Here is a 13,870-nt window from a genome sequence, read left to right on the forward strand (position 1 = left end):
GCGGCTCAAGTTGATTGGCTCAGCGGGGTGCGACCGTCAGCGTCACAGGTCCGCCGAAGTGGAAGGTCCGGGGTCTTCTCGGCCGGATGGTGCGCACGCCGCGGCCGATGCCTGTGGGGCGGGCCATCGGCCCAGGGGGAGCGGGTTGCGCCAGGCGATCGAGCATGCGGGGATTGGCGACGACGCGGCGCGCGGCCTGGGGCAGCCCACGGCGCAGCGCCCGCGCGGCCTGGTTCGGCGGTTGCTGGCGTTGGCGTGCGACGCGGGTGGCGGCGCGCGCCAGCGGTGCCAGGGCGCGTGTGGCCCCGGGTCCGCCTGCGCGCGCCAGTTCGCGTGCCGCGCTGGCGACGCCGCGCACGAGTTGCCGCCGGCCCGCGGCCGATAGTTGCGCCACATTTGACAGGCCGAGTCCGCGCGCGGCGGCTCGCGTGGCGAGCGCCACCGCTGCGGGCAGGGCCTCGTCGATGCCGTCGTTGGCATAGAGATCGATCATCGCGTCCATGCCCTGGCTCGCGCTGGCCTGCGAGGCGAGCAGTTGGCTGATCTGCGCGAGCATGTCCTGAGTGCCGCCGCCAAGGGTGCCGAGGGCGCCCGCCTGCCGGCGCGCCTGGCGCGCCGCGTGGCTGACGTCCCCGGCAAGGCGGCCAGCGGTTTGCAGGCCGCGCGCAAGGTTCGGCGCGCCCAGCATGCGCGCAAGGGCGGCCGCCGCGTTGGCGGTGGGGGAAGCAGCCTGCGCCACCCGGCCCACCTGTCCCGCCACGCGGCCCGCCCTTCGTGCGACGCCCTGCATGCGTCCGGCCTGGCGGCTTATCACCCCGGCCGCGCGGCCGAGGCCGCCCAGCAGGCGGCCGAGAAATTCGTCGTCGTCGGCGGCGTCGAGGCCGTCGGCTACTTCTTCCTCGAAGGCGTTCCATACGGCCATCTGGTCGATGTGGTCGCCGATGTCGGTGTCTTGCGCGGCCGCCATATCGGCCGAATCTGTCTCGTCCGTGAAAGCATCGTCGCCCCCGTCCTCGTCAAACGGGGACGCGGTCCGCGCCAAGCCCGATTGCAGCGCGGCATGATCGGCGGCGTCGTCGGCCGTGTCGCCGTAGTCCGTGCTACTGGCGTATTCGTCCAAACTGAGGTCTTCCATCAGGTCATTGTCGAATTGGTCGCTCATCGCATGCCTCCACGCGGCCGTGTGTCATGCCGCTGTCATGGCCACTCTAGATGCGGCGAGGTGCCCGCCGCATCGCCCGATGCCTCTGGCACGGCGGGATTCGCGCGACCGGCCGGGCGCGACAGGACCGGCGCATCGGGGTACGGCACAACGGGCCCGCAAGGCGGGGCGTGCCGCCTTGCCGTAGCCGGAATGGGGTAGCCTGCTTGCGCTCTCGCTTTTTCCTTGCAAAGTCACCGGCCATATGCCAAAACAAAGAAGTTTCGAGCGGCCTGTGTCAGGGAAAAGTGCAGCGGGGGCACTGCAGCCTGACTCAGGGGAACGCAGCTTGTCAGCGCGCACGGATACGAATGCGGACTCGAAGCCGGCAGTTGAGCTGTGCCGTCATGCGGGCATCCGGCGTGCCGTTCGCTCGTCGTCGTGTTGCCAGGCGGAACGACAAGAAGGAAAAACCATGCTTCACAGATTCCGCCGGGGGGCGCTGCTGGCACCGTACAGCGCATTAGGGGATTCGCCCACGGCCGGGTACGGGGCGGCGGCAATCCGGTCGGGCAGTTGGGGGAGAGAGGTCTGCGAGGTCGAACTGGGCGGCCGGCGATGTCGGTTGCTGCAGGTAGGCGGCCTGCGTGCGCCACGCGGGGGGGCGTACGGGGAAGGCGAGATTACCCAGTTCGAGTTCGAGGGGAACTATTACGCCCTGATCGCTGATCCGGTGGCCGTGCCGGCGGCCGCGCCGCTGCCGGCCGGCGAGCCGCGTCCCGCCGTCCCCGATGTGCGAAGCGTGTTGACCGTGCGCGAACTGCAGATCGTGCAACTCGTCTGCATGGGCTATTTGACTAAGCAGATCGCGGGCCGGCTTCATATCAGCGAATTTACCGTCCGCTCGTATCTCAAGACGATCTACTGCAAACTCGGTGTCCGATCGCGCGCGGCGATGGTGTTCTGCTATATGCAGGCATGCGCTGGAGGCGCGGACGGCGCCCAAACCTGACAGCGGTCCGGTATCGGCTAACCGGAAGGAACGACACGATTTTTCAGGCAGACATCGACGGGTGCACGAAAGACTGCATTCACAGGAACCCGATCGAGAACCAAGGCACCAGTGTCAGCAGCAGCAAAGCCACCAGCAGCGCCGCCATGTGCGGCCAGACCCGCGGCATGGCCACGTCAGGCGAGACCCGCCCGATGGCGCAAGCCGCGTAGAAGCCGACGCCGAACGGTGGCGCAAACAGGCCCAGGCCCATGGCGAAGATCACCACCATGGCGTAGTGGACTTCATGCACGCCGACGATCTTTGCGATCGGGAACAGAAGCGGGCCGAACAGCACGATGGCCGGGATGCCTTCAAGCAGGCTGCCGAGCAGGACGAATGCCAGCGCCGACACCAGCAGGAATCCGGTCTTGCCGCCCGGCACGGCGGACATGATCTTCACCAGGTCGCCGGCGAAGCCCGATTGCGTCAGCGCCCACGCCATTGTGGTGGCGCAGCCGACGATCAGCAGGATCGCGCCGGACAGCGCAGCGGTATCGACCAGCATCGGGTAGATGCTGCGCCAGTGGAAGCGCCGGTAGACGAAGATGCCGGCGAGCACTGCGTAGAAGATGCCGATGGTGGACACTTCGGTCGCGGTGGCCACGCCTTCCACTACCGCGGTGCGGATGATCACGGGCAAGGCCAGGGCCGGCAGGGCCACCAGCAGCGATTTCACGATCACGGCGCGCGTAGGGCGTACCACCGTGCTCATGTCTTCCTTGCGCGTCTGGAACCAGCCTACGCAGGCCATCATGACCAGGCCCACGGCCGCAGGCATCAGGCCGCCGATGAAGAGCGAGGTGATCGACACACCGGTGACCGATCCCACCGTGATCAGCACGATGCTGGGCGGGATCGTTTCGGACATCGCGCCGGACGCCGACAACAATCCGATCAGGTCACCGTCCCTGGCGCCGCGCTGCTTCATTTCCGGGAACAGCGCGGGCGCGACCGCTGCCATGTCGGCTGCCTTTGCGCCGGAGATGCCGGACACGATATACATCGCGCCGAGCAGCACGTACTGCAGGCCGCCGCGCACATGCCCGATCAGGTTGGCGAGGAAACTGATCATGGCGCGCGCCAGTCCGGTCATCTCGATCAGCGCGCCCAGGAAGACAAAGAGCGGCACGGCGAGCAGGATCAGGTGCGACATGCCTTCCTGCATGCGGTTCGGGACGATCGACAGCGGGGTCGTGGTGGTGAAGGCCAGGTAGCACATGGTGGCCAGGCCGAAGGCAAAGGCGATCGGCACGCCAATGGCGACGCATACCACCAGCACCAGCAGGAAGAAGATCACCAGGTTGATGTTGCCGAGTTCTGCCAGCACCGGGGACAAGGCCCACAAGATTGCCCCGATTACGCCCACCGCCACGCCGCTGACGAGAACCCGTTTACAGTCGGCCTGCGCGACCAGCCGGATGACGGCCGTCGCCAGCATCAGCAGCGCGCCGGCGAGCACCGCCGCGGAGCGATAGCCCTCGCTGATCTCCAGCGTTGGCGACGAGACTTCGATGTGTTCACTCAGGTGCTCGTAGGCCGGCCAGACCAGCATCAGCAGGAACGCCACCACCAGCCACATGCCAAAGGCATCGAGCCACGCGCGCCTGCCCGGCGCCAGGTCCTTGATGAAGGTGGTCAGTTGCATATGCGCGCTGCGCTGCAGCGCAATGATGGCGCCCAGCATGGCCAGCCAGAGGAACAGGATGCTGGCCAGTTCATCGGTCCAGGGGATCGGCGCATGCAGGACATAGCGCGCGAAGGCGCCACCGCCCAGGATGGCGATCTCGGCAAGCACGATCAGCGCGGCCGGAATCTCCACGGCCCAGCGCATGGCGCGGCCCCACACGGCAAGGGCGGCGCCTGGTTCCTGCGGTGCGCCAGCGAAGGTTTCGGCAGTGTGCTCCATCGTCGTGTCTCCATGCGGCACGCGCTGAGGCGCGGCTTCTCGTTCAGTCTGGTGGTATGGCGTCAGGCCAGGCGGCCCGCGTATTTCTCGAGCTTGGCCCAGGCTTCCTCGCCGTACTTCTTCTTCCACTCGGTGTAGAAGCCCGCGCTTTGCAGCAACTGGCGGAAGGGCGCGGGATCGGGCCGGTTCAGCGCGATGCCGAGCTTGCCCAGTTCCGCCTGCGCATCGACATTCAGCCTGGCGATGTCTTCGCGCTGGCGCAGCGCCGCGCTGTTGAAATGGGTGGCGATGGTCGCCTGCACTTCCTTGGGCAGCGCCTGGAATTTCCTGGCGTTGCCGAAGATGAAGTGGCCATCCCAGGTATGCGCGGTAAGCGAGCAGAACTTCTGGACTTCGTACAGCTTGGCGCTGCGGATCAGGGCCAGCGGGTTTTCCTGGCCGTCCACCACCCGCGTCTGCAGCGCGGAGTAGAGCTCGCCGAACGGAATGGCGGTGGGCGCGGCGCCAAGCGCCTTGAACATCGAGATCCAGAGCGGGATGCCGGGAACGCGGATCTTGAAGCCCTTCAGGTCCGCAGGGGTCTGAACCGGCCGGCTGGCCGAGGTGATATTGCGGTAGCCGTTGTCCAGGCACTTTTCAAACACGTGCAGGTTGACCTTGCCCAGCGCTGCCCGCACGTGCGCGCCGACGTCGCCATCCATGGCCGCCCAGACCGTGGCGTAGTCCTTGAAGGCAAAGGCGACACCGTTGATGCCGGCGGTCGGCACCAGCGTCTGCAGGTTGGTGCCGGCAGTGGACATGAAATCCATGGCTCCGGCGCGGGTCTGCGAGATCATGTCGGGCTCGCTGCCCAACTGGCTGGCGGGATACACCTGGAGATCCACCTTGCCGCCGGTGTCCTTGCGGATGGCCTCCGCGGCTTCCTTGATGCGCAGTGTGCCCGGGTGGTCCGCAGGAAACGCCGTGCCGTACTTGAGCCGGATGCCGGCGCCCTGGGCAAGGCCGTGGCGTACCGGCAATGCGAGCGCGAGACTGCCTGCGGCCAGGGCGCCGAACTGGCGGCGTGTCAGGGAGAAGGTCATGGTGATGTGTGCTCCTGTATTGAAAGATCTGGCGCCTTATTGGCGCGGCGGCATGGACAGCAATGCCGCCGCGCCGCGGTTTGCCAGTGCCGCCAGGTAAGCGGCAAGGCGGGCGGCAAGGGGCGCGGGCCACGGCGTGGTGCCAAAGACGGCGGCATGGCCGAGCGCCTGGCGCGCGGCATCGGCGTCGCAGCCTGCGCTGCGCAGGCGATCGGCCAATGCCGCGGCGCCGGGGTCGCTGATCGCAAGTACCTCGCCGCAGTCGCTGCGGCCGGTTCGCAGGTAATGCAGCCACATCGCCAGCGCACGCTCAAGGAATGGCCGTTCGACGCCCGCGCTGCAGCTTTCGCGCAAGGCGGGCAGCCAGCGCACGGGGATCTTCTGCGTGCCATCCGTCGCGATCTGTGCGGTCAGGTGGGCGAGGGCGGTATTCTCGAAGCGATGCAGCAGTTCGCGACAGTAGCGGTCGACGTCATAGCCTGGCGGCGCCGCAACAGTGGCGCGCAAGTCTTGCATTACGCCCCGCGCGAATGCGGCGGCAGCGGGATTCGCCATGACGTCTGCGATGCTGGAAAATCCGCCAAGCTGACCGGCATAGGCCATTGCCGAATGGGTGCCGTTGAGCAGGCGCAGCTTCATTGCCTGGTAAGGCCGGACATCGGTCGTCAGCAGCGCGCCACCGGCTTCCCATGCGGGCCGTGGTCCCGCGAAACGGTCTTCGATGACCCATTGCGTGAAGGGCTCGCACACGACGGCGGCTTCGTCGCGCACGCCGAGCAGCCGGCTGGCCAGGTCGAGCGATGCTGTGCTGGCGGCCGGCACGATCCGGTCGACCATTGAATTGGGCAGTGCGATCTCGTCCTCGATGCGCCGTGGCAGGTTTGGATCGGACAGTTCCGCGAACTGTGCAAGCAGCCGACGCAAGGTGTCGCCGTTGCCCGCCATGTTGTCGCAGCACACCACGCTGAGCGGGGCGCCGCGCGGCCGGCGGCGTATGCCCGCCGCAAGGATGCCGAGGGTGCTGCGGGGGCGCTCCGGGTTGGCCAGGTCGTGGCGGATGTTTTCATCGCCGAGGTCGAGCCCGGTCGTTGACGGGAGCTGGCTGTAACCCTTCTCGGTCACGGTGCTGGTGACGACGCTGACCGCCGGGTCAGCGATGGCGTCGATTACCTGCTTCAGGGCCTGTGGCGCATACAGCGACGCAACCACGGCACCGACGATCCGTGTGTGGCTGGCATCGCCATGACGCTCGGTGACCGAATAGAGATGGTCCTGGGCTTGCAGCGTGTTGCCCGTGGCGGGGCTGCGCAAGCTGACGCCGATGATTCCCCACCGGGTATCGCCCTGCGCCAGGGCGGCTTCGGTGTACAGCGCCTGGTGGGCGCGGTGGAATGCACCCAGACCCAGATGCACGATGCCCCGGCCCAGGCCGGAGCGATCGTAGCGAGGACGCTCGACCCCGGCACGCACCTTGAGAAGGGCTTCTTGTGAGAGGCGCTGATGGCGTGCTGCCGTGGCGGAAATGGGCTGCATATCGATATAGGATCACATTTCTCTGGTTACTGCCATGGTAGTGCGGCGGTGTTGTGCACTGTAGTCGCGAGTATTTGGCGAATCCATGCGGGTTTACGCCGAACGATTGGGAAAATGGCGACGTGCTACCATGGCAGTGACACTCAAATAACCGACCCCAAATGCGCGCCTCCCGTATCTCGCTTGTCCGCGAAAATTCCCAGGAAGCCTTCAATGCCGAAGAGGTCCTGACCCGTGCGCTGGCTGGCTTCCAGCTGGAAAAGGACCGCTCCTACACCGCCCAGGTCCATGCGATGTTGCAGCGAGCCATCGTGCGCGGCACGCTGCCCCCGCGCATGGCGCTGTCGGAGGCGGCGATCTCCCAGGCAATCGAGGTCAGCCGCACGCCGGTACGTGAAGCGCTGGCCATGCTGGCAGACGAGCAGCTGGTGCAGATCTACCGGCAGGTCGGCACCATCGTTGCGCCGGTGCGCACTTCGCTGATCGAGGAGGGACGCTTCGTGCGCTGCACGCTGGAATGCGCCAATCACGTGCAGCTGGCGCTGTCCATCACGAGCGAGCAACTGGCGGAGTTCGGCAGCATCGTCGAGCGCCAGCGCGCCGCCGTCGCCGGCAACCAGACCGACTTGTTCTCGGAGCTGGATGAGCTGATGCACCGCAGGCTGTTCGAGTTTGCGGGCCGGCACAACGTCTGGGCCATGCTCGAGCCCATCAAGCGGCATTTCGACCGGGTGCGCTGGCTGCTGCTGGGCCGGGTGGCCGACCACGCCAGCCGCGCGCTGCAGGAGCACGAGCAGATGCTGGCGCAGATGGCGGCACGCGATGTCGCGGGCCTCGGGGCCAGCGTCGCTTCGCATATCAACCACATCACCGAGCACCTCCAGGCGTTGCGCAAGCAGGCGCCGGAGAGCTATTTCACTGACTGACCTCGCGGGGGAAGGCGACTTGAAGATCGAATCGGTACAAACCATTGTCACCTGTCCGGGGCGCAACTTTGTCACGGTCAAGGTGATGACGGATGAAGGCGTCCATGGCCTGGGCGATGCCACGCTCAACGGGCGGGAACTGGCGGTCCAGGCCTATCTGGACGAGCACGTGATTCCATGCCTGATCGGGCGCGATCCCCGCAACCTCGAGGACATCTGGCAATACCTGTATCGCGGCGCCTACTGGCGCCGCGGCCCGGTCACGATGACCGCCATCGCAGCCATCGACATGGCCTTGTGGGATATCAAGGGCAAGCTGGCCGGCATGCCGGTGTACCAGTTGCTGGGCGGCAGAAGCCGGTGGGGGCTGATGGTGTATGGCCATGCCAACGGGCGCGACCACGCCGAGGCCGTGGAGGCCGTGCAGCGTCATGTGGAGCAGGGCTACAAGGCCATCCGCGTGCAGTCCGGCGTGCCCGGCCTGGGCAAGGTGTATGGCGTGGGCAAGGGTGGCGGGCATTATGAGCCCGCCGAGAAAGGCCTGCCGTCGGAAGAGCCCTGGGATACTTCGCTCTACCTGCGCCATACGCCTGAACTGTTCCGCAAGGTGCGCGACGCCGTGGGTTTCGGGCCCCTCCTGCTGCACGACGCCCACCATCGCCTGACGCCGATCGAGGCCGCGCGGCTCGGCAAGGCGCTAGAGCCCTTCAGCCTGTTCTGGCTGGAAGACGCCACGCCGGCAGAGAACCAGGAGGCGTTCCGGCTGATCCGCCAGCACACCACCACGCCGCTGGCCGTGGGGGAAGTCTTCAACTCGGTCTGGGACTGCAAGACGCTGATCAGCGAGCAACTGGTCGACTACATCCGCGCCACCATCGTGCACGCGGGCGGCATCACCCATGTGCGGCGCATCGCGGATTTTGCGGCCATGTACCAGGTGCGTACTGGGTTCCATGGGGCGACCGACCTGTCGCCGGTGTGCATGGCGGCCGCGGTCAACTTCGGGCTGTGGGCGCCCAACTTCGGCATCCAGGAACTGATGCCGCACAGCGAACTGACTGATGCGGTCTTTCCCCACAACTACCGCTTTGAAGACGGCTACCTGGTCATGGACGAGGTGCCGGGCCTTGGTGTCGATATCGACGAAGCACTGGCCGCAAAGTATCCCTACGAACGTGCCTACCTGCCGGTTGCGCGGCTGGCGGATGGCGCGATGTGGCACTGGTAGCCGGAGTTTCCGATGCTTAGCATTGTTGTCGAAGAACCCAACAGCATGGCCGTATGCGAGCGGCCAATGCCGGAGCCCGCTGCCGGCGAGGTGCGCGTACGCGTGCGCTATGCCGGCATCTGCGGTTCCGACCTGCATATCTTCCGCGGTCACAATCCGTTCGTGGCGTATCCGCGCGTCATCGGCCACGAGTTCGTCGGCACCATCGATGCCGTGGGTGCCGGGGTGGATGCGTCGCGCATCGGCCAGCGCGTGGTGGCGGATCCGGTCATCAGTTGCGGACAATGCCACGCATGCCGGATCGGCCGCCAGAACGTGTGCAGCCGGCTCCAGGTGATCGGGGTGCATCGCGACGGAGGCTTCAGCGAGTACGCCTGCGTGCCGGCCGGCAATGCCTATGTGATTCCGGACGGCATGCCCGAAGCCAGCGCTTCGGTGATCGAGCCGTTTGCCGTGGCTGCCAATGTCACGCACCGCACCGGCGTGCTTGCGCAGGATGTGGCATTGATCTATGGCGCGGGGCCGGTCGGGCTCAACCTGATGCAGGTACTCAAGCGCGTCCATGGCATCCGCGCCTTCATCACGGATCACCTCGACGAGCGCCTGGCGCTGGCGCGGCAATGCGGTGCGGGAGAGGACGAAGTCATCAACACCGCGCGCGAGCCCCTCGAACAGGCGCTGGCGGCGCGAGGCGTGGAAGGCGGTCCGACACTGATCTTCGATGCCGTATGCCATCCGGCCATCCTGGAGGAGGCCGTGAGCATTGCGGCACCGGCCGGGCGTATCGGGTTATTGGGCTTTTCACCGACGCCATCGGCGATCCCGCAGCAGGAACTCACCAGGAAGGAATTGACGCTGTATGCCTCGCGGCTTAACTGCGCGATGTTCCCGACGGTGATTGACTGGATCGCGAAAGGCCTGGTCAATCCCGGGAAAATTGTCACGCACCACGTCGATTTTCGCGATGTTGCCGGCGCGTTTGCACTGGCCGAGGGCAATCCGGGCAAATGCTGCAAGGTGCTGCTTGACTTTGGCCATGGTGGCTGACATGGCGGATTTCGGGCTCATCGGGCTTCCTCACGCAGGTGAGTTGCCGGGCGTACGGCGCAGCTTGCATAACCTGGCCCAGCGCTCGGCCGCCAAGCGGCAGGCGGATCGTCGCGAGCTGGAACAGACGTTGGCGCGGCTGACAGGGCGGGGTGTCTGAAGCGTCGACGACCCTTGCGTAATCAGCAGGTGGCGCTTGACGCGCATTCTCTCTTCGTTCACCTTATGTCCCCGGCAGGGCCGGCGTCCCATTGCGGCGCCAGGCTTTGTGCGGCGATCGCGCCAGCGCAGCCCGCGGCCGAACAACAAATGGTGACCAAAGGGAGACCATCGCAATGAGCAAGCTACTGCTCGGACCCGTGCTGTCGTTTCGTGGCCTCGGAACGGATGGCTCATGGAAGGTGACGGCGCTCATCGGCATCGAAGATCAAGCCAGGGTTCCTCCGGTCACCGTGGAGGGCCGCAAGGCCGGCAAGCCGGTGATCCTGCTGCAGCATGCGGGCCACACCTATCTGCGCTACGACTTGTCCTGCAAGCTGCGCAAGAACGAACGGCGGGTACCGTACAGCATCGAAGGTGTCGGGGAAGCGTGGCACTTTACCGTGCCCGGCAAGGGCTACGCGCCGCGCATGGCCTATGTTTCGTGCAACGGATTCTCCGACCCGAGCGGCATGCGCAAGCTGGTCAAGGCTGAGAATGCGGTTTGGGCGGACTTGCTGTGCAACCACGACAAGGACATCCGTCCGGCAGGCTATGAGCTGGACAAGGAGCAGCTCTGGCACGAGGCGCGTACCCATGACCAGGGCAACCAGCGCTTCCATCTGATGCTGATGGGCGGCGACCAGATCTACTTCGATTCGATCTGGGAAGACCTCAAGCTGCTGAAGCGCTGGATCGGGTTGACGCGCGAGGAGCAGCTGCAGTACCCGGTGGATGCTGACCTCGAGAAGGAAATCGAGGACTACTATTTCAAGCACTACAGCGAGCGCTGGCTGCCTCATGCAAGGTCAGGGTGGGGTAGCGCAGACAAGCCGCTCGATGCTGCCCAGGCCATGGCACGGATCCCCACGGTGATGATGTGGGATGACCATGACATCTTCGACGGCTGGGGTTCCTATAGCTCCGAGATGCAGCGCAGTCCGTTGTTCCAGCGGCTGTTCTTCCATGCGCGCCGGGCCTTCTGGGTGTTCCAGATGCAGCATGCTGTCGAGCAGCTTCCCGACCTGGTGCCGCGCACTGACGTCAGGGTCCGGTCTGACGATCCATTGTTCGAACCGGTCAAGTGGTCTCAGGTGCTGTCCAGCGACAAGCTTGCGCTGCCGTTGCTGGACGAGCAGCCGGGGTTCACGTTCGCGCATTCGGCTGGCCCAGTCAGCGTGATCGTTGCCGACCTGAGGACCGAACGATCCCAGGAACAGGTGCTTGGACCCGGTACCTGGGGCGCACTGCAGCGGTGGCTGTCGGGGATCGAGTCGGGCGATGCCGCCAGCCCCGGCGGCATCAATTGCCAGCATCTGCTGCTGATGTCTTCCGTGCCCGTGGTGCATCCCAAGCTGTCGCTGGCCGAAGCCTTCCTGGACAACTTTGGCCAGGATCATGTGCTCGACAGCTGCCGATGACCTCAAGGACCACTGGACCCACGACGACCACGAGGGCGAGAGGAAGCGCCTGGTGGAGACCTTGCTCAAGACCGCCAGCCAGAAGCAGCTGCGGGTCACGATCATCTCTGGCGATGTCCATGTCGCGGCCTGGGGTGTCGCCTGCAGGAAAGATGTGGGGCCGAAGGACAACTGGGCGCAGATACAGCAGCTGACCAGTACTGCCGTGGTGCATCCCTCGCTGGTCGGGGTCATGGAGCGTCTGTTCTTCCATGTGCTGAACAACGTCGCTCAGTCGAAGCAGGCGCTTGATGTCAACTTGTCCGCGGAAATGATGCTCTTCCCCGGATCCAACCGGTACGTGATGCCGGCCAGGAACTGGCTTGCGATCGAGTTGGACCGGGGCACGGACAACCCGAACGGCTGCAAGCTGTGGGCGACGTGGCGGTGCGAGACCAAGGCGGCGTTCACCAATCACCTGCTGGCTACCGATCCGGTGAACTTATAATCTGGATCGAGTCAGAGAGTAGGGCGGGGCGGTGTGCTCAGGCATGCGTGCCCATGCCTCGCCGATTCAAACCCCATCCGCGGAGGATTCATACCATGCGCCATTGATGCCGCCGTCTGCATGACGGCCAGTCTCCACCGCCCCCAAGCAGGGGGAGTTCCTGGCATCCCTGGAATCCCGCATGTCAAATCCCAAGCTGACGCTGGAAAGCGTTTCCTACGTCCTGCCCGACGGCCGGACGCTCTTCTCTGAACTGTCCGAGCAATTCGACGATCGTCCCACCGGCCTGGTCGGGCGCAACGGTATCGGCAAGTCCGTGCTGGCACGCATCCTGGGCGGGGAGCTGGAGCCCTCCGCGGGGCGTTGCGTGCGGTCGGGCAGCGTGCATTACCTGTCCCAGCAGGCCGCGCATGCCGTGCAGACGTCGGTGGCCGGGCTGGCTGGCGTGCAATCGATGCTGGATGCGCTGCAGCGCATCGAGGCCGGCAGCGCCGCGGCGCAAGACTTCGATGACGTCGGCGAGCACTGGAACATGCCGCAACGGTTGCGGCAGGAGCTGGAGCGCAATGGCCTGGGCCACCTCCAGGCGCACACCCCGGCGAGCACCCTGAGCGGCGGCGAAGCCATGCGCGTGGCACTGATCGGTGCGTTGCTGTCGGATGCCGATTTCCTGATCCTCGACGAACCCAGCAATCATCTGGACCGGCCGAACCGGCTGGCGCTGATCGCGCAACTGCAACGCTGGCAGCGCGGCCTGCTGGTGGTCAGCCATGACCGGCAGTTGCTTGAGGGCATGGCGCGCATCGTCGAGCTGTCGTCGCTCGGACTGCGCAGTTATGGCGGCGGCTATTCGTTCTATGCGCAATGCAAGGCGCAGGAGCGCGAGAACGCCTTGCAGCAGCTGGATCAGCGCAAGCTCGAACGCAAGCGGGAAGAGCAGTCGCTGCGTGCGCAGCGTGAGCGCCAGGAGCGGCGGCAGGCCCGTGGCAACCGGCAGGCGCGCGATGCCAACCAGGCCAGCATCCTGCTGGGCCGGCAGAAGGAGCGCAGCCAGGCCTCGGCGGGCAGGCTGCGCCTGCAGCAGGCCGCCACGCGCGAAGCGCTCGATGCGCGCGTGCGCGACGCCGCGCAACAGGTGGAGGACGATGCCGCGATCGTATTGCTCGCGTTGCCTGTCAGTCAGGCCGCGCAACGCCGCGTGGCTGAACTGGACGAGGTCGACCTGCCGTTCGTGCCGGCCGCCACGCGCCGCATCAGCCTGATGCTGACGGGCCAGCAGCGCGTGGGCGTCGTCGGCCCCAATGGCTGCGGCAAATCCACCTTGCTCAAGCTGCTGGCCGGCCAGTTGCAGCCGCTTGCCGGCCGCTGCGCGGTGCATGCCGAGCGCGCCTATCTCGACCAGCAACTGGCCGGCCTGCTGCCGCAGCGCTCAACCATCGAACAGATGCTGGCCGCCAACCACACCGCCGGGGAGGCGGCATTGCGCACGCGGCTGGCGCTGCTGGATCTCGATGCGCAGAAGGCCACCGCGCCCAGCGGCCTGCTCAGCGGCGGCGAGCGCCTGAAGGCCGCGCTGGCTTGTACCTTGTATGCCGATCCGCCGGCACAGCTGCTGTTGTTCGATGAACCCAGCAACCACCTGGACCTGCCGTCCGTGCAGGCGGTGGAGACGATGCTGCGCGGCTATCAGGGCGCATTGGTGGTGGTGTCCCACGACGATGTGTTCATGGGCAGCCTGGGGCTGACCCATCGCCTGGCGGCAACGCCGGACGGGTGGAAGCTGGAACCCTGGTAGGCGGTTTATTTATACCCGGATGATATTGACATCGTATTTTATCCGGGTAATA

11 protein-coding genes are annotated in these 13,870 nt (G+C 66.0%); 7 read left to right on the forward strand and 4 right to left on the reverse strand.

Annotated features, from left to right (window positions below; genetic code table 11):
- Positions 1-19 precede the first annotated feature (19 nt).
- Complete coding sequence (locus tag I6H87_RS16205) at positions 20-1,162, reverse strand: hypothetical protein (RefSeq protein ID WP_011615412.1); 1,143 nt, start codon at positions 1,160-1,162, stop codon at positions 20-22.
- A 454-nt stretch (positions 1,163-1,616) separates the two neighbouring features.
- On the opposite strand from I6H87_RS16205, the gene I6H87_RS16210 reads away from it, so the two are divergent.
- Complete coding sequence (locus I6H87_RS16210) at positions 1,617-2,153, forward strand: response regulator transcription factor (RefSeq protein WP_010809554.1); 537 nt, start codon at positions 1,617-1,619, stop codon at positions 2,151-2,153.
- A gap of 79 nt (positions 2,154-2,232) precedes the next feature.
- Here I6H87_RS16210 and I6H87_RS16215 read toward each other — a convergent pair whose 3' ends face one another.
- The 3 genes from I6H87_RS16215 to I6H87_RS16225 form a co-directional block, all read right to left on the reverse strand.
- The gene (locus tag I6H87_RS16215; RefSeq protein ID WP_011615410.1) at positions 2,233-4,101 is read right to left on the reverse strand and encodes a TRAP transporter large permease; all 1,869 of its coding nucleotides are present in this window, start codon (positions 4,099-4,101) and stop codon (positions 2,233-2,235) included.
- Between the two features lie 62 nt (positions 4,102-4,163).
- The gene (locus tag I6H87_RS16220) at positions 4,164-5,183 is read right to left on the reverse strand and encodes a TRAP transporter substrate-binding protein (RefSeq protein WP_011615409.1); all 1,020 of its coding nucleotides are present in this window, start codon (positions 5,181-5,183) and stop codon (positions 4,164-4,166) included.
- Positions 5,184-5,219: 36 nt separating this feature from the next.
- Positions 5,220-6,716 (reverse strand): mannitol dehydrogenase family protein, encoded by a 1,497-nt coding sequence (locus I6H87_RS16225; RefSeq protein WP_011615408.1) that lies wholly within the window; start codon positions 6,714-6,716, stop codon positions 5,220-5,222.
- 161 nt (positions 6,717-6,877) lie between these two features.
- Here I6H87_RS16225 and I6H87_RS16230 point away from each other — a divergent pair, with 161 nt between their 5' ends.
- The 6 genes from I6H87_RS16230 (at position 6,878) to I6H87_RS16250 (ending at position 13,818) form a co-directional block, all read left to right on the forward strand.
- Positions 6,878-7,642 (forward strand): GntR family transcriptional regulator, encoded by a 765-nt coding sequence (locus tag I6H87_RS16230; RefSeq protein ID WP_011615407.1) that lies wholly within the window; start codon positions 6,878-6,880, stop codon positions 7,640-7,642.
- A gap of 19 nt (positions 7,643-7,661) precedes the next feature.
- Positions 7,662-8,870, forward strand: a complete 1,209-nt coding sequence (gene manD / locus I6H87_RS16235) for a D-mannonate dehydratase ManD (protein ID WP_011615406.1) — start codon at positions 7,662-7,664, stop codon at positions 8,868-8,870.
- Between the two features lie 12 nt (positions 8,871-8,882).
- Positions 8,883-9,917 (forward strand): Zn-dependent oxidoreductase, encoded by a 1,035-nt coding sequence (locus I6H87_RS16240; RefSeq protein ID WP_011615405.1) that lies wholly within the window; start codon positions 8,883-8,885, stop codon positions 9,915-9,917.
- A 335-nt stretch (positions 9,918-10,252) separates the two neighbouring features.
- On the forward strand, positions 10,253-11,536 hold the full coding sequence (locus I6H87_RS16245; RefSeq protein ID WP_011615404.1) for an alkaline phosphatase D family protein: 1,284 nt from the start codon (positions 10,253-10,255) through the stop codon (positions 11,534-11,536).
- Positions 11,514-12,023 (forward strand): alkaline phosphatase D family protein, encoded by a 510-nt coding sequence (locus tag I6H87_RS34340; protein ID WP_011615403.1) that lies wholly within the window; start codon positions 11,514-11,516, stop codon positions 12,021-12,023. Before I6H87_RS16245 ends, I6H87_RS34340 begins: the two co-directional genes overlap by 23 nt.
- Positions 12,024-12,204: 181 nt before the next feature.
- The gene (locus I6H87_RS16250; RefSeq protein ID WP_011615402.1) at positions 12,205-13,818 is read left to right on the forward strand and encodes an ABC-F family ATP-binding cassette domain-containing protein; all 1,614 of its coding nucleotides are present in this window, start codon (positions 12,205-12,207) and stop codon (positions 13,816-13,818) included.
- Positions 13,819-13,870 lie beyond the last annotated feature (52 nt).

Source organism: Cupriavidus necator (assembly GCF_016127575.1).
Lineage (GTDB): Bacteria > Pseudomonadota > Gammaproteobacteria > Burkholderiales > Burkholderiaceae > Cupriavidus > Cupriavidus necator_D.